Here is a 23,286-nt window from a genome sequence, read left to right on the forward strand (position 1 = left end):
AAACTGCCGCCGGATATATCCTTAACGCCGATGGGAACGGGGCAGCAAACATTTTAAGGAAAGTAGAGACACAGCTAAGATTAAACTTAGCCAAGGTCTGTAGGGCGTCATTGACTGCGCCATCTAGATTATTTATCTGGATGATCAAAGAAAACGGTGTTTTAACCCGTCCCGAAGTATCCTTTTAGAATCCTCGGTCATTTATGCCGAGGAGAGGTCAATTCTGATCACAAGTATTCCTTAGCCACCAATAATCAATGACCAATGACGACCAACCTATAACCCCATGTAAACTTTGTAAGATTTTAGTCGTCTAACATGCTGGGGTCAATTAGAGTAATATCAAACGGGTCGAGGGGACCACTTTTTTGGTCTTCGGGCTTAAGTCGGTAGTATTTCCCACTCACGCCTGCGCCAAACACGACTTGATCGCCATCTTTAAGTTCATAAGTACTAATTTTGCGACCATTAATCAGGATTTTATTGGTGCTAGGTTGACCTTGAAGGTTCCCATCGGCAATTTGGTAACGGTATGAACCATTATCGAGTGCCATCCGTCGTAACGTTGCATGTTGGCGAGAGACAAACATGGAGAACAGGCGGATATCGCAGCTAGGATCTCGACCAATTGAATAGACTTGTGCTTCTAGATTAAAGACTCGGCGTCCTTTATCATCTTCCACCAGCAATAGATGCCTTTCTTGAGCATCTGTTGCCTGTGAAGACTGTTCTACGTCAGTGGGTGTGCTGTTGGTTTGAGGTTGATGGAATTGAGAAGTTTCAGTTTGAGACATTTTTTTAATCCTTGGGTTTACCGAAGGCGGTAAAAACGACAAGCGAATAACCCACACGGGTTTAATCTAGTTTAACCATTAGGCGATCGCACTCTTCGGCACAAAGCAGACAAAGCAGACAAAGCAGACAAGAGATATTTTAGCGGGTTAGCATGAGAAACAACCCTGTACTAGGCTTTTCCGGAGAAAGCTCTAGAAGACAGAACCAATAAGACTGTGTTTTTCTCATGCTATATCGGGAGTTAGAGGAGTGGCGACGCTTAAAAATTTAACCATTGAGAAAGGGTTCCAGGAACCGGTAAGAGAATACTCACTAGGATAGTCAGTGCTAGCAATCCGGCAAAATCTCGCCAGTTATCCAATTCTGAAACATCGTTCAAGGCGGGTTCATCGACAACGGGCAGCAAGATTAATATAATCGCCCACAGGAGCAAATCGGGTTGCAAAAATGCCAGAACCAAAACTAATAATCGGCTCAGTTGACCAATGGCTGCACCTGTTCTCTGTCCAAACATAGCGTGGATAATATGACCACCATCCAGTTGACCGACGGGCATTAAATTAAACGCTGTGACGATTAATCCAATATACCCAGCAACGGCGACTGGATGCAGGTTGATCGCTGTGTCTGGCATAAATTGACTCCCTAACGCCAATTTGCTGATGAGTGACAGCAATAAGGAAAAACGCGGATCTAAGGATTGGATATTCACCAATCCCGATTCTTCTGTCAAAGGAACCGGACTAGAATGGGCTAACCCCCAGAATAGAAGAGGAAGGGCAACCAGTAATCCCGCCACCGGACCTGCAATACCGACATCAAATAAGGCTTTGCGATTAGGTACAGGCGATCGCATCTGGATAAACGCGCCAAAAGTGCCTAAGAAAAAGGGTATAGGGATAAAGTAGGGGAGAGTCGTCCGCATTTTGTAATACAGGGCGACGAGGTAATGACCCAGTTCGTGAACCCCTAAAATTGCCATCAGGGCTAAGGCATAGGGCAATCCTTTGAGTAATGCCTCTGGGTTAGATTGTACTTGTTCCGGAGAAAGTCCAGCAATTTGGGTAGCGCCCACCACTGTTGTGGTAAATAAAGTAATGACCACCAGAGCTAACGCTAAACCGGGTCGGGTTAACTCATCATTCAACCGTTTCCCTCTCGACTGGGCGTAGGGGTTGGGAACCAGGGCAAAGAACGGTTTTCCACTGAAGCTTTCCTGAAAAATCACAAAGAAGCGATCGCCAAATTCTGCCTCAACATTATTCCGCACCGTTTTATAGGCAGCATCAGGATTGGTGCGAAGCTTACCCCGACATAAGACGGCTTGGGGACGATACTCCAAATTTTGGAGATAGTAGACGCCCCAAGGAAAGCAATTTCGCAGTTCAGTTTCTTCCTGTTTGGTTATTGGACGCAGCCCTAACTTTTCAGCCGCCTGGGAAACCGTTGATCCAGTCGCTGAGTTTTCAGGGGGTGTCGGCATCCGGTTCATCCTGGTAACCGAGTACCTGCCAATAAAGTAGGCAATGAAAACAAGTAAAATTAGGAGTAACCAGAGTTCCATGATGTACAGATACCCATTCGTGATAAAAGCAAAATCTTGACCAAGATTAGTCCGAGTGGCTAATGATTACAGACCAACATGCATTGTGCAACCTGATTTGTCTCAAACGGATCATCGTGTTTTTCGTCCCAGCTCGTCGCTAAATCTATAAGCTACTGTGTTCAAATCCCCACGCCCAGTCCTTAATCATATTTTCGCATTTCCACCCAATCGCGACACCTTAGGAGGTACAGCTTATTTCATTGTAGAGAATGGGGCTGGGGTGTTGATTGATTGTCCGGTTTGGAATGATGGGACTCACCAATTTTTGCGGGATCACGGAGGTGTCTCCTGTCTGTTCATTACCCATCGGGGCGGTATTGGCAAAGCCCAAGAGATTCAGGACGCTTTTGGCTGTAACCTGGTGATTCAAGAACAAGAAGCCTACCTACTCCCTAGCGCCCAAGCTACCTCCTTTGAGCAAGAGTTGGCAATTTCTGATCACTGTACGGCTATCTGGACACCAGGTCATTCTCCGGGTTCAGCTTGCCTTTACTACAACCAGGAAGGGGGCGTTTTATTTTCTGGACGCCATTTGCTACCGAACCAAGACGGAGAACCTGTACCGTTGCGACTGTCAAAAACATTTCACTGGCAACGACAACTTCGCAGCCTCCAGTCTCTTCTGGATTGCTTCACGCCAGAAACCTTGAGTTATATTTGTCCTGGGGCAAACACCGGGGCGCTGCGGGGGAAAGGCGTGATTGATCAGGCTTATAAACGGCTGTCTCAAATTGACGGCTCGGATCAGTTCTAATTTAATTTTTGCTTCCCCTGAATCCGAACAAGGGCGGGTTTAGTTCAGTTATTGGTTTGTGCCAAAACGTTAGGGGTAAAACCCGCCCCGGAGAGAATCGGCTGTACTCCATCTTCCCCATCTCCCCTGCACCTCCGCTTTTGTCATGCGGCTTTAGCGGCTAAGACAGAATTACCCGTTAACAACTCTACTGCTGCCTGATATTGTCGATCTGAGGCTGTACCAGCACGAGTTACAGGAATTGAATCGAGAGAAACTTCCCAATCGGGCGTAATCCCTAACTTGTTGATATCTCGATGATTGGGAGTCTCATACTTAGCAACGGTTACGGCTAAACCTGATCCGTCGGATAAGTCAAATAAGGACTGAATTAAACCTTTACCAAAGGTTCTTTCCCCGACAAGTTTCGCTCTGCCATTATCTTGAAGTGCGCCAGCTAAAATTTCACTGGCGCTGGCACTTCCCTGGTTGACTAATACAACTAAGGGGGCTTCTGTGAGTGCTTGTCCGTAGGCATCAAAATTGCCCATCATGCCATTGCGATTAACGGTATAGACAATAGTGCCTCGATCAATCCAGAGACGAGCAATTTCTAAACCCGCCTGCAGTAAACCTCCTGGATTATTCCGCAGGTCTAGAATGTAAGCATTTGCTCCCTCTTGTTCGAGTTGGTTAATGGCGTTGGCGACTTCCGTGGGCGCATTGGCACTGAATTGGGTTAAGCGAATGTAGCCAATTGGGATATTGGATTCAGAATCGAGTGCGGCATAAACTGGATTGAGGGCAATGCGATCGCGCACGAGTTCAATCACCCTAGGTTGCTCGTCCTTACTTTGAATTGAGAGGGTTACACTTGTGCCAACAGGTCCACGCATCCGGGCGGCGGCTTCGTCAAGGGTTAAGGTGTCTGTGGTTTCGCCATCAATTGCCACGATGCGATCGCGCGGTTGAATTCCGGCTTGATCAGCAGGTGAGCCAGCGATGGGCGCGACGACGGCTAATTGACCGGTTTCATCATCCAGGGCAATTTGTAACCCCACACCCGAAAGTTCACCCGATGTATTCACCTTGAGACTGCGATATTGACTAGGTTTAAGCAGGCGCGTGTAGGGGTCCTCTAGGGTGGCTAACATGTTCTGAATCGCCTTGTAGGTGGCGTCGCGGTTATCTAAACCTTTCTTAAGGGTATTCTGGCGCACTAGCCACCAGTTTTGCTGGTTAAAGGAGTCATCCACATACGCTTGCGAGACAATCCGCCACGCTTCGGAAAATAGCTGTTGTTCTTGAGTCGATGCTGAGGCTGAGGGAGTCCACCCTACCCATAACAGGACAATTTGGCAAAGGATTATGAGTCCAACCCAGAATGATCGTTTTGGCATAACTCAATAAAAATTAACGGTAGGCTTTGATGCTCTCATTTATCTAGTGTGGCAAAGTCTGGGAAATTGACAACTCCCATCGCGCTCAAGCGAGGGATTCTTCTTTCATCGTTCAACGCCTTGTAAAAGCAGGGTCTTCTGACGGGGTTAAGACAACGACTCTTGTCAAGTTATGTTACATTTCTCATAGAGCAATTTCAAATCCGGTCAGCGTTCCCGATACGTTGATCGAGATACCGCCCCAGCGGTATTAAACACACTAGCCCCAGAGCTATCTCATTTCCTGGTAGATTAAACCCTATCCAGGATTAGCTCACACTCAAACAGCAATATCCTTCTAAAAATTCTGGCTTCATGTTTTCTAAGCAGGTAACTGAATCAAAAGCTTTTAACTGGTTCGAGGAGCGTCTAGAAATTCAGGCATTAGCTGAAGACGTAACATCAAAGTACGTTCCTCCCCACGTTAATATCTTCTACTGTCTCGGTGGAATTACTCTCGTTTGCTTTATTATCCAGTTCGCCACTGGATTTGCCATGACCTTCTACTACAGACCGACTGTCACTGAGGCATTTGCGTCTGTACAGTACATCATGACTGACGTCAACTTCGGTTGGCTGATCCGTTCCGTCCATCGCTGGTCTGCCAGTATGATGGTACTAATGATGATTTTGCACGTTTTCCGGGTTTATCTGACGGGCGGATTCAAAAAGCCACGGGAATTAACCTGGGTAACAGGCGTAATTTTGGCAGTCATTACCGTCTCCTTTGGCGTGACAGGGTACTCCCTACCTTGGGATCAAGTGGGTTACTGGGCGGTCAAGATCGTCTCCGGTGTTCCTGACGCGATTCCTGTAGTTGGTTCCTTAATCGTTGAACTCATTCGTGGCAGTCAAAGTGTTGGTCAAGCTACCTTGACTCGCTTCTACAGCCTGCACACCTTTGTTCTTCCTTGGCTAATTGCCGTCTTCATGCTGCTGCACTTTATCATGATTCGCAAGCAGGGTATCTCCGGTCCCCTCTAAACTGCGATTCCTGGCAAAGACGTGCTACTCTTTGTTGATTAAGGACATTTAAAATCATGTCAATTCTGAAAAAGCCGGATCTCAGCGATCCCAAATTACGCGAAAAACTCGCCCAAGGCATGGGTCACAACTACTACGGTGAACCCGCTTGGCCCAATGACCTGCTCTACACCTTCCCAATCGTGATTATGGGGACAATCGCTCTGTGCGTTGCTCTAGCTGTCCTCGATCCAGCTATGGTTGGCGAACCCTCTGATCCGTTTGCTACTCCCCTAGAAATCCTACCGGAATGGTATCTCTATCCCTCATTCCAAATTCTGCGCGTTGTTCCCAATAAACTCTTAGGGATTGCGTTGACGGGAGCCATTCCACTCGGTCTAATCCTGGTTCCCTTTATCGAAAACGTCAACAAATTTCAAAACCCCTTCCGCCGTCCAGTGGCAACCACTGTCTTTATGATTGGTACCCTGGTTACTCTGTGGATGGGTATTGGCGCAACGTTCCCCATTGATAAGTCGTTTACTTTGGGTCTGTTCTAAACGGTTCAAGTTCTTTGAACTCAACACCTGTCGCTGTCTTAGTTTATCTTTCAAGCTAAGGCAATGACAGGTGTTATATTATGTCCAGGGAATAGCGAACAGGCAAATAGAACTTATTCGAGTAGTATTGGGGTTAGGAATAATTTAAACATACGGCGTTAGTAAGTCGGGGGAAAAGAAAAAATTGACGAGTCTAAATAATACCCCAACTCATCATTTATTTGTTTTTCTAGAGATTTTTGCGATTGAAGGCGGTATTCAATCTTACGTCAAAAATATATTACAAGCTTATATATCAATTCAGGCTCACACTGAAACCGAGATAGGCGCTGAGGTATTTTTACTCCGGGATAGCCCAGGATGTGACAACCCTTTTGATGTTCCCTGTCTAAAATTTCATTACCTGAAGACTAAACCGCCGATGTTAGGGCGTCTCAGGTTAGCCGCAGCGCTTTGGCTTTGTTTGTGGCAAAAACGCCCAAAGCATGTCTTCTGCGGTCATATTAACTTAGCCCCTCTGATTCAGTTTCTTTGTCAGCCATTGGGTATTCCTTATACCGTTTTGACTTATGGAAAGGAAGTTTGGCAGCCATTACCCACTTGCCAACGTCGGGCGTTAGCTGGTGCGGCTCAAATTTGGACAATTAGTCGCTACAGTCGCGATCGCGCTTGTGCGGCGAATGACTTAGATCCCCATCAGGTAAAGATTTTACCTTGTATGGTGGATGGTGATGTCTTTACCCCTGGTGACAAGTCTCCAGAGTTAATTAAGCGATATGATTTGGCAGGGGTTAAAGTATTAATGACTGTAGCACGTCTATGGTCAGGGGATATTTATAAGGGAGTGGATGTAACGATTCGCGCCCTCCCAAAAATTGCTGCGGTTTTCCCAGAGGTGAAATATTTAGTCATTGGGCGCGGTGATGATCAGCCTAGATTAGCACAACTCACTCAAGATCTTGGTGTTCGCGATCGCGTCGTTTTTGCTGGGTTCGTTCCCACCAGTGACTTAGTGGAACATTACCGCGTAGCTGATGCTTATATCATGCCATCTCAAGAAGGCTTTGGTATCGTCTATCTAGAAGCCATGGCATGTGGTAAACCTGTATTAGCTGGGGACGCCGATGGATCGGCTGATCCCTTACAAGATGGACGTTTAGGCTGGCGAGTACCCCACCGTGATCCCGAAGCGGTAGCTACTGCATGTATTGAAATCCTTAAAGGAGATGATCAGCGCTGTGATGCGGAGTGGTTGCGAGAACAATGTCTGGCTCAATTTAGCCGAGATGCTTTTCAGGAACAGTTTAAACAACTCTTATATAATTTACCTAAATAAACCCTAAAAAGGCAGCAGGGAAGCCCGTTTCTTGAATGAAAGACAAACTACCCCGCCGCCGTCTTATATTATGGGTCATGAGAGATACCAAGGTGTCATTCCTGACTGTTTTTATAACTTAACCAAGGTCTCGGAAAAGCTGCACTAAACTCGAACAACCCACTATCTAATTAGGAAAAATTACCTGCCGCATCTACCTGCTTAAAACTGCTCTAATTCTTCTTTAAACAAAACATCAAGGAAAATTGCAGAACCTGTAAGGTAGGCAATCAAAATCAAGAATGTCAGCATAACCATCACCTCCACTATTTCATACGTCCACTTGGCTAGAGGTTATGCGCGTTAGTTGCAATTCTTTACAATCTTGGTCAACGCCTAGTTTAGCGATCGCAAGTCTGTGTGCCAATCGCCACCACCCTTAGCTGAACCTGGGAATGTTTCGCACCTTAACCCGAATACCCCTAGTCGCGGACTACCGCTCTGTTTACATTTTGTCACTTTCGCGATCGCATGGGCAATAGAAATACCCGAAATAAACCCTTCATTTTACCGTAAATCGGCGAAAATAGGAAATGCAAATGAATTATTCATAATTCATAACCATCCCTCATCGCCTTTTGATAGGCTTGAACTTGCCAATCAATTCCCGTAATCGCCGTTCCCACCACCACAGCATCAGCGCCTAACTGGAGGGCTTGTTGTGCCATCTGGGGCGAGGCAATCCCGCCTTCACAGATGGTTGGCACGTCTAACTGTTCGACGATTTGGGACAAAAGTTCAAATCCTGGTGGTTGGAGATGTTGGGTTGAGGCGGTGTAACCATAAAGAGTTGTTCCGACAACATCAGCCCCAGCGTTCACGGCGGTGATAGCATTTTCAATCGTATCGATATCCGCCATAACTGGTTTCCCTAGTTCCTCGTGAATTCGGGTAATTAATTCAGAGAGGGTTTCCCCGCCAGGGCGTTGTCGTAACGTAGCATCAATCGCAATAATATCAGCCCCGGCTGACGCGATCGCATGGGCATGATTAAATTGAGGCGTAATGTAAACCTCAGATCCGGGTATCTGCTGTTTCCACAACCCAATAATCGGTGTTGTCGGACATTGCTTCCGCACCGCTTGAATATGGGCAGGGGTATCAATTCGCACACCAACAGCACCCTGATTCACAGAGGCTTGTGCCATAGCCGCAATTACCAATGGATCATGGAGAGGCGAGTCAACGGGGGCTTGACAAGAGACGATCAAACCGTGACGTAACACTGAAATTAAGTTCTGAGAATTGGCTGTCATCCCGCTTTTGTCTTATTTAATAGAGAACTAACACCGAGAGTACCGAGAGCGAGTAAGCCTAGAATAGAGGTTGGTTCGGGGACAGCAATTGGGGTGGCAGAAAAACGAATAGGTAACTCACTATCTTCCGCCCCTAAATTTTCAAACCCTGGTGTGAGTGGTGGTGCCGAAAAAACTTCTAAATAACTGGGTGTAGGTAAAAAACTAGCAAAAAATGGACTAATATAGTTTCCCTCTGATGTAACATACCCAAAACCATCACCTGTTAACTGAGGAGTATTTAAACGAATTAAATTGTCAACGTGGAAGGGTTCGTTTCCTGGTATTGCCGTTCCAGCAGGTTGCAAACCAGTAATTGTTTCTCCATTTCGCGTACCCGCAATTTCAGAAATCAGGTAAAAACCTAACTCGTCCGGGGTGTTATTCGTGAGGAAAGTTCCGCTTGCTGTTATCCCATTACCCGAATAATTCCAGTTCCAAGTTAAAGCCAAGGCAGATTGCATAGTCCCGATAACTGTGCCAGATGTGGCAGCGAGGATTGTGGTGGCTAGTATAGCTATATTTTTCATGATAGTCTTTAGTGGCATTGTGGATATTATAGTCTGGCATAAGAAACCACACAACTCAAAATCTCCATTCAACTATCAAGAGATAAAGGGAGATTAACAAGCGGACTTGGGATCACAGAGGCTTTCCAGACCCACAAGGGGCGATAAAATGTCTAATGGAGACTAGAAATCTACACCACTCGATTCGTTCTAATACATTCTCGATACCAATCAAAGCTGGCTTTAGGAATCCGGTTCTGAGTGGGATAATCGATATAAATCAATCCAAATCGACGATCATAGCCATAAGACCATTCAAAGTTATCCATCAAACTCCAGAGAAAATATCCGTTTAGGGGATACCCTTCAGCAATAGCGCGATGAGCTGATCGCAGATGTTGGCGCAGGTAAAGAATGCGATCAATATCGATAACTTCCCCCTGGCTATTTAAATCATCCGCAACAGCACAACCGTTTTCGGTAATTACAATGGGTAAATCTGGACGCCCCACAGTTTCACTAATATGGCGAATGCCCCAATAAATACAATCCGGTGAAATATTGAGCCAGGGCATATTCAGTTTCGGATAACGTTCGGGAAAATCGATGACTTCGTATCCTAACGTATTATCAACAGCGCGAACATAATCACCGGAGTAGATGTTAAATCCCAGAAAATCTAAGGGTTGATGAATAGTTTCTAAGTCTCCATTCTGAATATCGGGTGCATTCTCTCCTAACTTTTCCAACAACGCCGGACTATACTGTCCCGTCAACGCAGGAAAAATAATCCCGCCATTTTTTCCAACAGTATGAAATGCCTTTTTTGTCGCCTCTATATGATCAGGAGATTCGTTAATTGGTACTGTTACCGCAAAATTATCCACTAAACTAACCGAACAGGGAACAGGTGATGCGGCGCGAATGGCTTGACATCCTAAACCATGGGCTAAAAGGGCATGATGCGAGGTTTGCCACACTTGTTTGAGAGAACTCACCCGAGTGCCCGGTGCATTAGGCGGATCAGAATCAACCCCATAACCCCAGTGAGTAAAGCAGGGTATTTCATTCAGCGTCATCCAATGAGTAATGCGATCGCCTAATCGACTGACAACGGCGGTAACATAGTCAGCATAATCGATTGCCATTTGCCGACTTTGCCAGGAACCATAGGCATCTTCTAACGCCTGGGGGGAGTCCCAGTGAAACAAGGTAGCGTGGGGAGTAATCCCCTTATCCCGCAAGCAATCCACCAAACGCTTATAAAAATCAATCCCTTGTTCATTAACCGTACCACGACCATCGGGAATAATTCGTGACCAGGCGATACTAAACCGATAGTGCTTAATACCCAGTTGTGCCATTAAGTCTATATCGTGTTCATATCGATGATAATGGTCACAAGCAATAGCACCCGTATCACCATTAAAGGTACGTCCGGGGGTAGCGCTAAACGTATCCCAGACACTCGGTTTACGCCCACCTTCGTTTACGGCACCTTCGATTTGATAGGAAGCCGTGGCGCTTCCCCACCAGAACGCCTCTGGAAATTGGTAACTGGTCATGTTGACACTCCCCGGTCTCGCATACACGGGGATTCTGCTGACAGAGTAGGCTGCGGCAATGTCCACAATCTGACTCTCGCTACGGTCGTCAAACACCGTCTACCCAGTCGGTTTAGGTCAATGCCTAACTTTCTGGCTACTTTTCTCAAGATATTGGCACTGCCGTTTAAATCGGCATTTACAATCGAACCATCGCTACTACGATACAAGCCACGCTTTATCCGTCTTCCTGATGCTTTCCAGCCGTCTGGCTTTTCACCAAATTTAGGCAGGGAGTCTCCATCAAGGTAGCTGGATCTACTTGTGTAGGCTTCTTCTGTGATTTCTAAGTGGATACCGTAAATTTCACACAATTGCTGCAATCGGTCTTTAAACTTACCCAAGGGTATTTGAACGAATTTCTGATTGTTCAACCTACCCATATTGGCGTTGTCCTTAAACCCTTCGTTCCACCCCAGAACAATCGTGCTTATGCCGTATTTGAGACAATGGTTGATAATTAGCCTTGCGGCTTTGTTAATACCATCTCTCATGCGGTGATTGCGCTTGCGGGTTACTCGGTCAAGAAAGGCATCCCAGTATCCTTGCGGCTTTCCTTCCTTTCTGGTTGATACCTGCTTATTCCAATACTGATTAAAGGCTTTCATGGTACGGGCATCAATCAGGAAGGAGTTGCCCAAGGTGTCAACACAAGCTGCTAGATTGTCTGCTGTGCCTAGATCAATAGCTAACGCCTGGTCGTCAATCCCTACGAATGTTTCCTGCTTAGGTACTTCGTAAGAAGCCTCTAAATAGAATACGCCGTTTTTGGGTAGAATAGTCCATTCTTTGACTTTAGTAATATTAAGATTGCTTGGGGCGGGTAGCCTGAAGCTATCAATTCCAAACCAACGTCTAACCGCTAATCCTAATGAGAATATGTTGTAGAGTTTTCCTGACTGTTCGCACAGGTACTCTAGAATTGCTTCCGTTTCTTTGTCGGGATGTAGTAGCATTTGCTGTACTCCCCTAGGCTTTTTGCTTTTAGCCATTACCTTGACGAGTGATTCGTGTTGTTTGCTATATTTTAATCTACAGTCGGATCAACTGTCAATCCGGAGACACACAAATGAGAAAAAAATCATACGAGTACAGACATTACAATCATGCTATCGGCTTGTGTGTAGTCCACTTAGTCTGGCTGCCCAAACGACGCAAAAAAGTGCTGATAGGCAGGATTCGTGATAGGATTTTTGAGATATTCAGCGAGTTGGCTACAGAAAAAGGTTGGCACATCAGAGCGCTCGAAGTTGCGCCAGACCATATTCATCTGTTTGTTGAGATCCATCCGACAGATGCAATATATCAGGTAGCGAGAGCTTTTAAAGGACGGAGTGCCAACTATCTTAGAAAGGAGTTTCCCGAACTCAAGAAACTCCCTTCTTTGTGGACAAACAGCTACTTTTTCTCAACCGCAGGTAACGTTAGTGCAGCAACCATTCAAAGATACATCAACGACCCACACCATACCTAAGGACAATAGGCGGCTAAAGCCACTACCGTGCGTTCCTCCCCGGTCTCGCATACACGGGGTTTCCCGCAACGGAGGAATTTTTATGAATTTAAATGTTGACCCCATGCCTATGATTGCAGATAAACTGGCATCACATGACGAGTAGGGGTTTGGAAACCAAACCCCTACTACCAAACGGTTATAATTTGAGATATTTACCAGGGAAAATTGACGCCACAATTGGCAATGGTATTAGGAGAGGAATAAAGGACCTATGGCATGGACGCCGGGACACCAGTTGAAAAGTCGCCCCTTTGTGGTGGATGATGTCCTGGGAGAGGGCGGATTCGGAATCACCTACAAAGTCCATCATCAGTGCATTTGCTCCCTATGAACAGATGGTGCGGGGAAGTCGTAAGATTACGGTTGATGTGTATACCTTAGCGGCGTCCTTATATTATGTGGTGACAGGTCAACGTCCGATGGATTCCTTTACTCGGAAATTAGATGATGCCGAATTAATACCTCCGCAACAGCTTATTTCTGGTTTAAGTGATGCCACGAACCAGGCTATTTTATCGGGAATGGCATTAGAAGCGAAAGATCGCCCTCAATCCATGGAGGCGTGGTTGGAGTTGCTACCACTTCCATCTGCACCTAAGCCATCCAGAACTGTTCCAAGAAGGACTCCTCGACCAACACCGCAGATGCTTGCTTCTACAGTTCCAGAGACTCCGCTTCCGCCTCAATCCCCTATCTCTGTTCCCAATCAGCCTAATCCAACCAATCCTCGGAAACAACCCTTGATTTTAACCCGACGACGTTTGCTTCAGTTTGCGGGGTGGACAGGTACGGGTTTAGGTATGACTGGGTTGATACAAGTCTTTGGTCGAAATTCATCTACTTCCCCTATCCTGAAGAAAGGAGATCCTATTTCCACCACTAAGTTTTCGTTTGATGTGGTGACGGTTGATGCACAGGGAACAATAGTTAAAAAAAATACTGGAGACGCTGAGTTTTTTCGGGAAAGCTTAGGTAATGATGTAACTCTGGATATGGTAGCGATTCCAGAGGGTACATTCCAGATGGGTTCGCCAGAGACTGAGGAAGGACATGAGGACAATGAAAGTCCCCAGCATCCGGTTACGGTTCAACCTTTCTTTCTAGGTAAATACCCCATTACTCTGTTTTCTTTTTCCTCTTCCCGCCTGCGGCGGGTCGATTTTTTTTCAGATTTTTACCCAATATCAATAAGAGTCTGTCAGAATACCTTTTTGGTCGGGATCTGGAAAACCTCTCTCCAAACCTCTCTCCTGCTCTTGAGAAGGCTTTGAATTCTCTCCCTTCCCACCCCTTCGGGGAAGTAAGCTACGCAGGTAATCCTTCGGATCAGGTCAAAAATAAAAAATCAGGTAGATGCATCGCAATCCGGTAAAATATCCTCTACATGCCGTAATCGGCGAAAAGCATAGCCACTCAGACCAATTAGCATCATACACAGCGCACAAGTGACGTAAAGTAGGGCTATTCCTGCACCAGATTCAGTGCCAAATATTCGACCCAATAGAGGGGCAAGTATTCCTCCGGGTTTCATCGCAGGTTCCAGCACGCGATCGGCAAGGGGTCCGGCAAACAAGGCTCCAGTGGCTGAAACAATCTGCCGCAGGAAAAAACTAACGGCAAAAACACGACCCTGCACTTCAGGCTCAACCTTGGCAAACCAGATCGCTTGATTAGAACTCGCTAATAAGGGAAAATTTAAGGATGAACAAAATTGTGCCGGAATCCAAATTGACGGCATCTGACCCAAACCAAATAGTATTTTGCTCGCTCCAGCACCGACCATTCCTAGTAAGATACCGTGAATCCGGCGGCGCAGTCCTCCCCAAACGCTCACGAGGACAGCTCCCGTTACGCCGCCAATGCCACCGGCTGAGGCAACCTGACCTAAAATGACAGCATTGCCATCGGTGCGTGCCAAAATCATCGGATTGTACACCGCATTTCCCACGTCATGGAACAGCCAAAACAAAGAAGTTACGGCTAACAGAGCAAGTAAGCTTTGGCGAGTTCCGATGTAGTGGAAGCCAAAGGCAAGTTTTTGTCGCCATGACTCAGAATTAGGACTGACCCTTGTTTTGGGTTGGGGAATGGGGACAACGGCTAGGGTAGCGATCGCGATCGCAAAGGTCACTAGGTCGATGAGTACAATACCCACTAAACCAATCATCGGATACAGACTTCCTGCCAACGCTGGGGCGATAATGCTGGAACCATAACTGAGAATAGAACCCATGCTGCTGGCACGAGTGTAGTGGTGCTTGGGGACAAGGGTTGTGATTGAGACTTGATAGGATAGCTGCTGAATTTGATTAAACGGACTAATAACGGCGGCTATTATATAGAGATGCCAGATTTGGAGAGTGTTGCTCAGGTAAATCAGTAGAATTGCCAACGTAGCCAAAGCGGTAACCGTATCGCTCAATATCATTAAGACTTTACGGTTAACCCGATCAACGATTGTGCCAGCTAAGAGGCTGGTTAAAATACTGGGTGCGAAGAAAAAGAAACTCACCAACGCTAAGGCTGTCGCTGAGCCAGTTTTTTCCCAAGCCCAGATCGTAATTGCAAAGAAGGTCATCTGGCTGCCGATAGTTGAGACAAATTGACCCAGCCAAATGATAATAAACGTATGCATTTTCGAGATTGGTGATTAGTGTAGAGACGCTTCAAAAGCACGTATGCGAGATTTCTCCAGTAGGGTTTGCTGCACAGTCCAAAACTCTTATATAGCAAGGCTTTTAGCTGTATTAACAGTAACTTATCTTCTACCCCAGCTCCCCCAGCTCCCAGACGTTGCATGCAACGTCTCTACCCCAGCACCTAGCCTGGAGAAAGTAGTAGCTGACGCAGTTCATCCAGGATAAGTTGTGCGCCAATTGATCCGTTTAATCCATTCCAGAGATAGTAGGTAACAAAGAACACGCGATCTTCCTGACTAGCTTTTAGAGATTGGGCGATCGCATTGTTTTGCCATTCCGGTTGAATTGTTGCTGTTTGCTGGTCAATTACGCGATTCAGAACAGTATTGGTCGCCTTTTGCTGTTGCTTACGCACACTCATGTCATACCCTAAGATGAAAATTAGGTCGGCATCGTCAAGTTGGGGTAATGTTTCCAGAGAAATGGAGGTGGTTAGCTCAGGCTTATTTTGAGCAGGGGGAGATACCAATTCAAACCCCACCCCTTCTAGTACCTCGCCTAGATAACTGCTATCATTCACCACCATGATATCGACGAGTTGATTCGCTCCCAACACCAAGACTTGGGGATATTTAGCCACTACAGGGGCAAACTCAGCACGAGCCGCCGCAATCTGCTGATTATACGCCGCGATCGCGGCTTCTGCTCGTTCTTCGAGTCCCAGCGCTTGTGCAAGTTGTCGAAGATTTTCCTGCCACTTTCCTTTAGCAGTTCGTTGTTCCCATAGTAACGTGGGCGCAATTTTTGAGAACAGGTCATAGTTCTGTCGTAGTCCACCCGCTTCACCCAGAATCAGATCAGGTTGCAGCCGAGTTAGGGTTTCTATCGAGGGATTGCTCCTGTCCCCCAAATTCAGGGGTTGGGTGGTGACTCGGTTTCCCAAGTAGGGAATTTGTTCACTGGGATTATTGAAAGAGTCGCCTCCATGGAAGGGAAAAACTTCCGCATATCCGGCTGGCTGCATATCTAATGAGAGGAGTAAGTCCAAGATATGGGGACCTAACGCCACTATTTGTTTCGGTTGACCGCAAACCTGAGTTTCACCCAGATCATGCTCAACCATGCGGCAATTTGTACCATTGAGGTTAGCCGTAGCGCGATCGCTGATTTGGCTGTTGGGTGTACTACAAGCAACCACCAGCAAAGCCGCACCAAGTCCGAGACTAAAGAGTTTCAGGATACGACTCAAACACCAAGCGTCGGGGATGGAAAATATAGGTCGGAGCAAGACCCAAAACCGATTCATCATCGCTTTACCTCGTGAGACCCCAACCTCAGCGAAGCAGGTTGGGGAGGGATAGAGGTCAAACCGAACCGTTCACTTCGACTTCGCTGAGTGCGGTGAGGTTTGACAATCCAACTGTTGAGACCAGTCCGGTATTTCGCTGCAACAATTGGACTTTTTTGGCGGTGAACTGTCCCAGCCGTTTCCAGTTAGCATCACTAACCGAAACCTGTGTCTTGGTATCACCGGAAACATAACCGTGGTAGGTGATACCTGCCTTTTCAGCCTTGACATAATCACCCTTCCTAAACCCGTGGCGGGTAACTGTCCCACCATAGCCGCGCCGCTTCCCTCCCTTGCTCTTAATCATTAGGTGTAGCTGACGACGGCAAATTGGGGGGCGGCTGATTACCGCAAATTGGCAGGGTGTTACCGCTATTCCACCTAACCATGTACCACTTCTCCCTTTGATTAGGCGATAGCGCATAAACCGGGAGGCGACGAGGCAGATACCGTCAACGGCATGGGCGGCGGGTGAGGACTCTGCCTTGTTTTTGGCTTTGGGTAGACCCAGGTATTGTCTTAGGTTTGAGGTGTACCATCCCTCTTGAGTATGGACGGTATAACCTGCCTGTTCCAACTGTTCAATCTGCCAGTATTGACCAACCATGGTAGGGCTAAACCCTTTGTCTCCTCTGGCTTTAATCACTTCCACCACCACATCGGTGAATGGGTAAATCTTGTTCAGCTCTTGTACTACTCGCAAGGCAAGCTGTTTATTAGCCCGGATGCTAGGGGGTATCTTGTGACCCTTGCGATTGTCGAACCTGCATTCGCGGTGATTGCGTTGGTTAAATGGAACCTTGCGGTTAATCCGCCGCCCCCGTCTCCCCCGTCGCATCATTGCCCGTTGGCTCATCCGCTTAGTCACGTTCTTAAACGGTAAGTTGAGGTGGGCTAGGAATAGGGTAGCGCCCCTCGACTGGACAGCCACTCCGGTGAACAGCTTACAAGGGAGCATTCCGGTCAAAATATCCTGAGTTTCTTTACCCGATGGTTCCTCAACTAACTGGACTTGAAATAGATTTAGGTCGTTGTTTACTACCTTGGCTTTCCCAGCCTTTAACCAACGTCGAACACGACTGGCTTTAGCTGGCATTAATGGCTCACCATCTGGTGATAAAACTGGTACACGAATCATGGGTATAAGCCTCTCGTGTGTAAGTTATCTGTCCCCTCGACCACCACCAAAACAGAATGTCCTCTCTTAAAGCGCCCAAACAAGTAGGCTTACAGTGAATCCGGGCTGGGGAAGCACACCGGAAGTGTTTATCAGTTGGTGGCTCAATGGTCTATTCAACGCTTACGTTGCCAGTCCTGTCCCTGGCAATCCCTAACAGAGCAGCGATAGCTAGGTTAGGGTTGTTGAAACTCTGTGTTGCCTAAAACTGCACGGACACTGAAGCAATGATAGTAAACGGTTCACCCGGTTTAATCTGAGATCTGCCGATACCCGATTCGATATAGTCTATGTCGAAAAGGTTTTTGAAGTTAACAGAAGCACTCCAATTGTCGCGTCGATAAAAAATCGCTGCATCTGTGCGAAGATAATCGTTAAATTTAAAGGTGTTCTGGAAGTCGCCAAATCGCTCTCCCACGAAAAACAAGCCAAATCCGAATCCGAGTCCCTGCAAGTTACCCTGTTGGATTTGATATGTTGTCCACAAACTCGCGGTATTTTCGGCAACGTTCGGTGGTTTGCCCCCTTCGGGAATACCAAAAAATCCTTCAGTTACTTCCGCATCAATGTGGGAATAGGAGGCGATAATATTCCATCCCGGCAGAATTTTACCGACGATATCCAGTTCAATTCCCTGATTTTGCTGTTCGCCGAGGGCGATAGAGAAGCCAGGATTATCCGGATCAGACACCGAAACATTCGTCTTGCTTAAATCATACAGCGCTAAGGTGGCTGAGAGTCTACCATCTAGGAATTCGGCTTTAGCCCCGATTTCGTATTGAGTCCCCCGTTCGGGTTCGGGAAGATCACCCCCGAATGTAATATCGTTGGGTTGGAATGAGCGACTGAAGTTGGCGTAGAGAGAAAGCTGTTCTATGGGTTGATAGACGATACCCACACGGGGACTGAAGGCATCATCACTTTGAGTGGGGGATGAACCATCGAAAAAATCAGTCTGTCGGATCGTTGCTTTTTGGTCAGCGATGTCATAGCGTCCACTCAGTAGGACTTTGAAATTGTCTGTCAGGGAAATCAGATCTTGTAGGTAAAAGCCCCACTGTTGTAGCTGACTTCGACCATCGAACAGTTGGGGGATATCTTCGCTATCCGGTAAAGAAAATCCGTAAACTGGGTCGAAAATACGAATGGGGGGTGGGGCTAGGGGAGGAGCAAATGCTTGTTGGAGATCGAGATCCTGAAAGCTACGGCGGAAATCAAACCCAACCAAGAGTTCATGTTCAACTGATCCGGTGGCAAATTCACCCACTAAGTTGGTTTGGATATCGTAGGCTTCTTCATAGATATCAAACTCGCGTGTGCTGCGGGATACCACACCCCGTGCTTCATTCACACTGCCCAGTTCAGCGGTTCGGAGAAACAGATCAGTATTGGAATACCACAAGATGTTCCGCAGCGTCCAGTTATTATTTAAACCATGTTCTAACCGATATCCTGTCTTAAACTCTTCAGTTTCAACAAAATCATCGGGTTCATGGAAAATGCGGTCGAAGGGAATATCAGCTACTTCGTCACCAATGGCAACTAAGCCTCGGTCGTAGGGTTGTATATTATCTAAGTATTCCAATTCAACCGTGAGTTCCGTGCGATCGCTAATCAACCAGGTCACGACGGGAGCAATGAAGAATCGTTCAAACTCTTGGTCAAAGTCTCGAAAGCCATCCGACCGACGGTAGAGGGTATTGAGTCGGTAAAGTAGGCTTCTATCTGAGGTTAACGGACCGGATATGTCAATGCTGGGTTCGATGAAACCATAGCTGCCGACCGATGCTTCAATCTCGTAGAAAGGTTGGGGTAAGGGTTTTTTTGTGACTACATTAATCAGTCCTCCTGGTTCTGCTGACCCATAGACAATGGAAGCAGGTCCCTTGAGAACCTCGACTCGTTCCAGGTTAGCTGTTTCTTGAGTACCACCAAAGCTAAACTGGCGAATGCCATCTCGCAGGATAGTAGCATCCTCAAATCCTCGAACGGTAAATGTCTCGGTATCGTTGGCACGAGTATTGCCCAGGGTGACACCACTGACGTTGCGTAATGCTTCATTCAGACGAATGACTTGTTGATCTTCAATCACCTCTTCAGGAACCACCTGAATTGACTGGGGAATATCACGCAGGGGAGTGTCAGTTCTAGTGGCGGTGGTGGCGTCGGGGACTCGATACCCTGTGTCCGGTTCCGCCGTGACAACCAATTCAATTTCATCGGTCGGTTCCGGCATTTGAGGGGGGGTATCGGGTTCCTCCTCTGGTTCCATTTCCATGTCTGGCGGCACGTCTGGTGTTTCAGGTGGCGTTTGAGCGGTGGGGGTTTCTGCCGTCAGACTAAATAATAGTCCGGTTGCACTCGGCATTACCTCGACCCTTGGTAACCCTGTTGTACCGGTTACCGTTACCCGAATACTGTTAGGATTACGCTGCGTCACCGTAACTGAGGCAATGCCCTCAGCCGGATTCTCTTGGCGAAAGGGTTGATCATCCGGTAAACGCAGTTGGGTGTTGATTAAATCTGCAATAAATGTTTCACCGTAGCTAGTGGTAAAGACTTGGGGAGCTGTACCCTCAGCCGTCTCTACGATGACTTCGAGTCCCTGAGGTGTTTCTTCGAGACGCACACCTGTAACTTGTACAACATCAGCAATGGCTGGAGTCGCCATCAACACAGGTACTGAGCCTGTGAGTAGTACGCTAGAAAGTAATTGTTGTAATTTCAATCTGGTTTCCTCTTAACCCACGTTGAACTGCTCGAATCGCTGAGCTGCAATTCGAGTGATGACTATTGCGAATAATTTTTATAAGCTTAGAGAGGATAAACCGATTTATTTGTGCCTGTCAAGGGGCATTCCCTAAATTTTATTGATAATCTATTTCAACTGGTAGAGCGCGTGAGTCTCTGGAGATTTTGGCAATAGCGACCACTTGCCTAACTGGTGTGTCCAGAATTATTAAATATATAACGCTTGAAAAGCTTGTATAGAGGCTATTTCGGCTTATCGCTTTCTGTCGCTGCTTGCTGAGTGTCACCTTTGCTCGGTCTAGATGAATCTCAATAACTTAAAAAAAATTTCAATAACAGGGCTTGCCAAGAGCAAAAACCTATACTAGAGTTATCAATGGTTATTGAAAAGTAGTTGCAACTAATTGCGTTGGGTCAAGATCGGTAGAGACTGACCTGACCTTCCTTCCCCCTACCAGGGGGAATGACAGAGGATAATGCCTTTTTTCAGGGAAAGGGAAATGGAAAAGTTGTGATGTTTTTGTGGCGTGGCTCAATTCAAACCAGCCGTACTTTCTCAAACGTGGTGCATTGATACTTAATCTCATGGATACTCGAAATGTAATGGATACTCTCCAAGGAATACTGACCGAGTTGGGTATTCCGAAAGAATCACTGAATCAAAATACATTACTGCGTCAAGACTTACAGCTTGACTCGACGGAAACCGTTGAAATTGCCCTCGGATTAAAACGGCAGTTGGGAGTTAGTGTCAAGCTGGGAGGACGGAAAGATTTAACCCTAGCTCAACTTTGCAATCTGGTTGAGGCGGCGAGACTGACGAGTTCTCAAAATGCCTCCTGAATCGACAGGAGTTAAAGGAATTGGGATTGATATCACGCCTATCGATAGGATTAGCCGATTGATTGAGCGATATGACAATCAAACCTTAGCTTTACTGTTTACCGCCAACGAGATTGACAGTTGTCAATTCACCAGTAATCCTCACCAAGCTTATGCTGTGTGCTTTGCCACAAAAGAAGCGGTGGCAAAAGCGTTAGGAACTGGGATATCTGACATTGAATGGACAGAGATTGAAGCGAATATTAATAATCACAACAAGTTAAGGATTCAGCTCAATGGACAAGCAATGATTCTGGCAAAACAACAGGGAGTAACAAACTGGCTAGGGACTTGGTTTTCCTGGGATAATCACGTACTGGTGCATGTCCTAGCTCTGTAACTCAAGACTCAAATAAACTATCTCCAACCTCAACTCTAAACATGGATAGTATTACTGAAAAATTACCCGATAATTTGAATGTCGCGGCTTACTTCTTAGACAGTCATTTTCTCCCAGAACGGAGTGATAGAGCGGTATTTTACTATCAGGATAAAACCTACACCTACTCTCAGTTAAGCCGTTTCGTTCGACGCACCGCTCGATTACTCTCTGAGTTAGGGTTAGAACGAGAAAACCGGATGGCTATTCTCCTACCCGATACTCCAGAGTTTGTCTTTGCCTTCTGGGGAGCAATTTGGCTGGGTGCTGTACCAGTTCCCATTAACACAGCTTGTACTCTTGATGATATTCAATATATTCTGCATGATTCTCGCGCCAAGATTTTATTAACCACTCAAGCATGGCAAGAAAAACTGACTCCAATTCAGTCTCAGTTTTTGCACCATAGTCTACTAACGGATGGAGAAAACCCTTTTTTATCCTTGCTTTCTCAACAAGACGACCAACTATCTTGTGCCGAAACCTGTCGCGATGAACCTGCCTTTTGGCTTTATACTTCTGGTAGTACAGGACGACCGAAAGGAGCCATTCATCTCCATCAAAATATGGTCGTTTGTGCAGAAAATTATGGTAAAGCTACCCTGGGTTTACAGCGCGATGATATTACCTATTCAGTTGCTAAAATGCCCTTTGCCTACGGCTTAGGGAATACCCTATATATGCCAATGGCAGTTGGTGCAGCTAGTGTCTTATCGGATGCCAATAATATTTTTGATATTATTGCCGATATTCAGCGCTATAAACCGACCGTTTTGTTTGGCATTCCTAGCGTTTATGCAAATATTCTTGCTGTACATGATATTGCTCCCCTAGATGCCACTTGCTTACGCTTATGTGTATCAGCTGCCGAACAGTTACCCAAAAGTATTTGGCATCAGTGGCTGAAAACCTATAACCAGGAAATTTGCGAAGGCATTGGTACAACTGAATTTTTGCATATTTTTCTCTCGAATCGAGTTGGACAGTGTAAACCTGGGAGTTCTGGATATCCTGTTCCTGGCTACAGTGTCCAAGTGGTTAATGAGCAAGGGTTTCCCTGTTCTCCTGATGAAATTGGCAATCTTCAGGTCAGTGGTGAAAGCTTGATGTTGGGGTACTGGAATCGACTGAAACAGACGCGAAATGTTATTTGTGGCAATATGATGCGAACGGGGGATAAGTACCGATGTGATTCTGATGGTTATTTCTGGTTTATGGGGCGAAATGATGACCTATTTAAGGTGAATGGTCAGTGGATATCACCGTTGGAAATTGAAGATATATTACATCAACATCCCCAAGTTCTGGAAGTGGCAGTCGTACCAGAATCGGGTCAGGGTGAACAGTTAAATCAGATTGTCGCCTATGTCGGTCTCAAGCCAGAACAGGAACCCTCGCCGGAGTTAGAAGATAGTATTCGTAAATTTGCTAAACAGCACTTGCCTCATTTTAAAGCCCCGAAAATCATTCATTTTGTTGAAAATTTACCGCGTACTTCTACAGGTAAGATTTATCGAAAAAAACTATTGAATGAGGCGATGATTGGATGAAATAATTCACAAATTGACAATGTATAAGGAACAATGAATAATGACTTCTCCTTAAAAGAAGAGGATTGAAATTAAATTTTTTTTAATTTCTTCGTAAACGAAGAGGTCTTAGACCCAATTAATCAATTATCAATTATCAATTATCAATTATCCATTGATAAGTGA

Annotated in this window: 20 protein-coding genes and 1 pseudogene; 10 read left to right on the top strand and 11 right to left on the bottom strand. The window is 46.2% G+C overall.

Annotated features, from left to right (window positions below; translation table 11 throughout):
- Positions 1-188, top strand: a pseudogene (locus RID09_RS15480) (RNA-guided endonuclease TnpB family protein); the annotation flags it as partial.
- 117 nt (positions 189-305) lie between these two features.
- Here RID09_RS15480 and RID09_RS15485 read toward each other — a convergent pair.
- Both RID09_RS15485 and RID09_RS15490 read right to left on the bottom strand, forming a co-directional pair.
- Positions 306-794 carry an FHA domain-containing protein gene (locus RID09_RS15485; RefSeq protein ID WP_446336820.1) on the bottom strand — a complete coding sequence of 163 codons (489 nt, stop codon included), beginning with the start codon at positions 792-794 and terminating at the stop codon, positions 306-308.
- A 260-nt stretch (positions 795-1,054) separates the two neighbouring features.
- Positions 1,055-2,359 carry a site-2 protease family protein gene (locus RID09_RS15490; RefSeq protein WP_446336821.1) on the bottom strand — a complete coding sequence of 435 codons (1,305 nt, stop codon included), beginning with the start codon at positions 2,357-2,359 and terminating at the stop codon, positions 1,055-1,057.
- A 157-nt stretch (positions 2,360-2,516) separates the two neighbouring features.
- Here RID09_RS15490 and RID09_RS15495 point away from each other — a divergent pair, with 157 nt between their 5' ends.
- Positions 2,517-3,155, top strand: a complete 639-nt coding sequence (locus tag RID09_RS15495) for an MBL fold metallo-hydrolase (RefSeq protein WP_446336822.1) — start codon at positions 2,517-2,519, stop codon at positions 3,153-3,155.
- Positions 3,156-3,298: 143 nt separating this feature from the next.
- Here RID09_RS15495 and ctpA read toward each other — a convergent pair whose 3' ends face one another.
- Complete coding sequence (gene ctpA, locus RID09_RS15500) at positions 3,299-4,534, bottom strand: carboxyl-terminal processing protease CtpA (RefSeq protein WP_446336823.1); 1,236 nt, start codon at positions 4,532-4,534, stop codon at positions 3,299-3,301.
- Positions 4,535-4,888: 354 nt separating this feature from the next.
- On the opposite strand from ctpA, the gene petB reads away from it, so the two are divergent.
- From petB to RID09_RS15515, 3 genes are all read left to right on the top strand, one after another.
- Positions 4,889-5,557, top strand: a complete 669-nt coding sequence (gene petB / locus RID09_RS15505; RefSeq protein ID WP_446336824.1) for a cytochrome b6 — start codon at positions 4,889-4,891, stop codon at positions 5,555-5,557.
- A 56-nt stretch (positions 5,558-5,613) separates the two neighbouring features.
- A complete protein-coding gene (gene petD, locus RID09_RS15510) occupies positions 5,614-6,096 on the top strand; it encodes a cytochrome b6-f complex subunit IV (protein ID WP_006105395.1) in 483 nt (160 codons plus the stop codon).
- 184 nt (positions 6,097-6,280) lie between these two features.
- Positions 6,281-7,432, top strand: a complete 1,152-nt coding sequence (locus tag RID09_RS15515) for a glycosyltransferase family 4 protein (RefSeq protein WP_446336825.1) — start codon at positions 6,281-6,283, stop codon at positions 7,430-7,432.
- Positions 7,433-8,019: 587 nt separating this feature from the next.
- Here RID09_RS15515 and RID09_RS15520 read toward each other — a convergent pair.
- The 4 genes from RID09_RS15520 to RID09_RS15535 all read right to left on the bottom strand — a co-directional run bounded on the left by RID09_RS15520 (position 8,020) and on the right by RID09_RS15535 (position 11,835).
- The gene (locus tag RID09_RS15520; protein WP_446336826.1) at positions 8,020-8,727 is read right to left on the bottom strand and encodes an N-acetylmannosamine-6-phosphate 2-epimerase; all 708 of its coding nucleotides are present in this window, start codon (positions 8,725-8,727) and stop codon (positions 8,020-8,022) included.
- Positions 8,724-9,296, bottom strand: coding sequence for a PEP-CTERM sorting domain-containing protein (locus tag RID09_RS15525; protein ID WP_446336827.1), 573 nt, complete (start codon positions 9,294-9,296; stop codon positions 8,724-8,726). Before RID09_RS15525 ends, RID09_RS15520 begins: the two co-directional genes overlap by 4 nt.
- A 170-nt stretch (positions 9,297-9,466) precedes the next feature.
- Positions 9,467-10,840 (bottom strand): GH1 family beta-glucosidase, encoded by a 1,374-nt coding sequence (locus RID09_RS15530; protein ID WP_446336828.1) that lies wholly within the window; start codon positions 10,838-10,840, stop codon positions 9,467-9,469.
- Positions 10,837-11,835 (bottom strand): RNA-guided endonuclease InsQ/TnpB family protein, encoded by a 999-nt coding sequence (locus RID09_RS15535; RefSeq protein WP_446336829.1) that lies wholly within the window; start codon positions 11,833-11,835, stop codon positions 10,837-10,839. Before RID09_RS15535 ends, RID09_RS15530 begins: the two co-directional genes overlap by 4 nt.
- A gap of 113 nt (positions 11,836-11,948) precedes the next feature.
- On the opposite strand from RID09_RS15535, the gene tnpA reads away from it, so the two are divergent.
- Entirely contained in the window at positions 11,949-12,353 is a 405-nt protein-coding gene (tnpA, locus tag RID09_RS15540; RefSeq protein ID WP_446336830.1) for an IS200/IS605 family transposase, read from the top strand.
- Positions 12,354-12,730: 377 nt separating this feature from the next.
- Positions 12,731-13,666, top strand: coding sequence for an SUMF1/EgtB/PvdO family nonheme iron enzyme (locus tag RID09_RS15545; RefSeq protein ID WP_446336831.1), 936 nt, complete (start codon positions 12,731-12,733; stop codon positions 13,664-13,666).
- Between the two features lie 74 nt (positions 13,667-13,740).
- Here the strand turns inward: RID09_RS15545 and RID09_RS15550 are convergent, their stop codons facing one another.
- The 4 genes from RID09_RS15550 to RID09_RS15565 all read right to left on the bottom strand — a co-directional run bounded on the left by RID09_RS15550 (position 13,741) and on the right by RID09_RS15565 (position 20,287).
- A complete protein-coding gene (locus tag RID09_RS15550; RefSeq protein WP_446336832.1) occupies positions 13,741-15,030 on the bottom strand; it encodes an MFS transporter in 1,290 nt (429 codons plus the stop codon).
- A 185-nt stretch (positions 15,031-15,215) separates the two neighbouring features.
- Entirely contained in the window at positions 15,216-16,343 is a 1,128-nt protein-coding gene (locus RID09_RS15555) for an ABC transporter substrate-binding protein (RefSeq protein WP_446336833.1), read from the bottom strand.
- 55 nt (positions 16,344-16,398) lie between these two features.
- The gene (locus RID09_RS15560) at positions 16,399-17,520 is read right to left on the bottom strand and encodes an RRXRR domain-containing protein (RefSeq protein ID WP_446336834.1); all 1,122 of its coding nucleotides are present in this window, start codon (positions 17,518-17,520) and stop codon (positions 16,399-16,401) included.
- Between the two features lie 241 nt (positions 17,521-17,761).
- Positions 17,762-20,287, bottom strand: a complete 2,526-nt coding sequence (locus RID09_RS15565; RefSeq protein WP_446336835.1) for a TonB-dependent siderophore receptor — start codon at positions 20,285-20,287, stop codon at positions 17,762-17,764.
- 608 nt (positions 20,288-20,895) lie between these two features.
- Here RID09_RS15565 and RID09_RS15570 point away from each other — a divergent pair.
- Genes RID09_RS15570 through RID09_RS15580 form a run of 3 tightly spaced genes read left to right on the top strand, consistent with a single transcriptional unit; the run spans position 20,896 to position 23,121 of the window.
- A complete protein-coding gene (locus tag RID09_RS15570) occupies positions 20,896-21,153 on the top strand; it encodes an acyl carrier protein (RefSeq protein WP_446336836.1) in 258 nt (85 codons plus the stop codon).
- Positions 21,143-21,532 carry a holo-ACP synthase gene (gene acpS / locus RID09_RS15575; protein ID WP_446336837.1) on the top strand — a complete coding sequence of 130 codons (390 nt, stop codon included), beginning with the start codon at positions 21,143-21,145 and terminating at the stop codon, positions 21,530-21,532. The genes RID09_RS15570 and acpS overlap by 11 nt, the downstream gene beginning before the upstream one ends.
- 41 nt (positions 21,533-21,573) lie before the next feature.
- Entirely contained in the window at positions 21,574-23,121 is a 1,548-nt protein-coding gene (locus tag RID09_RS15580) for a benzoate-CoA ligase family protein (protein WP_446336838.1), read from the top strand.
- The last annotated feature ends 165 nt before the right edge of the window (positions 23,122-23,286 follow it).

Source organism: Coleofasciculus sp. G1-WW12-02, from assembly GCF_040219735.1.
GTDB lineage: Bacteria > Cyanobacteriota > Cyanobacteriia > Cyanobacteriales > Coleofasciculaceae > Coleofasciculus.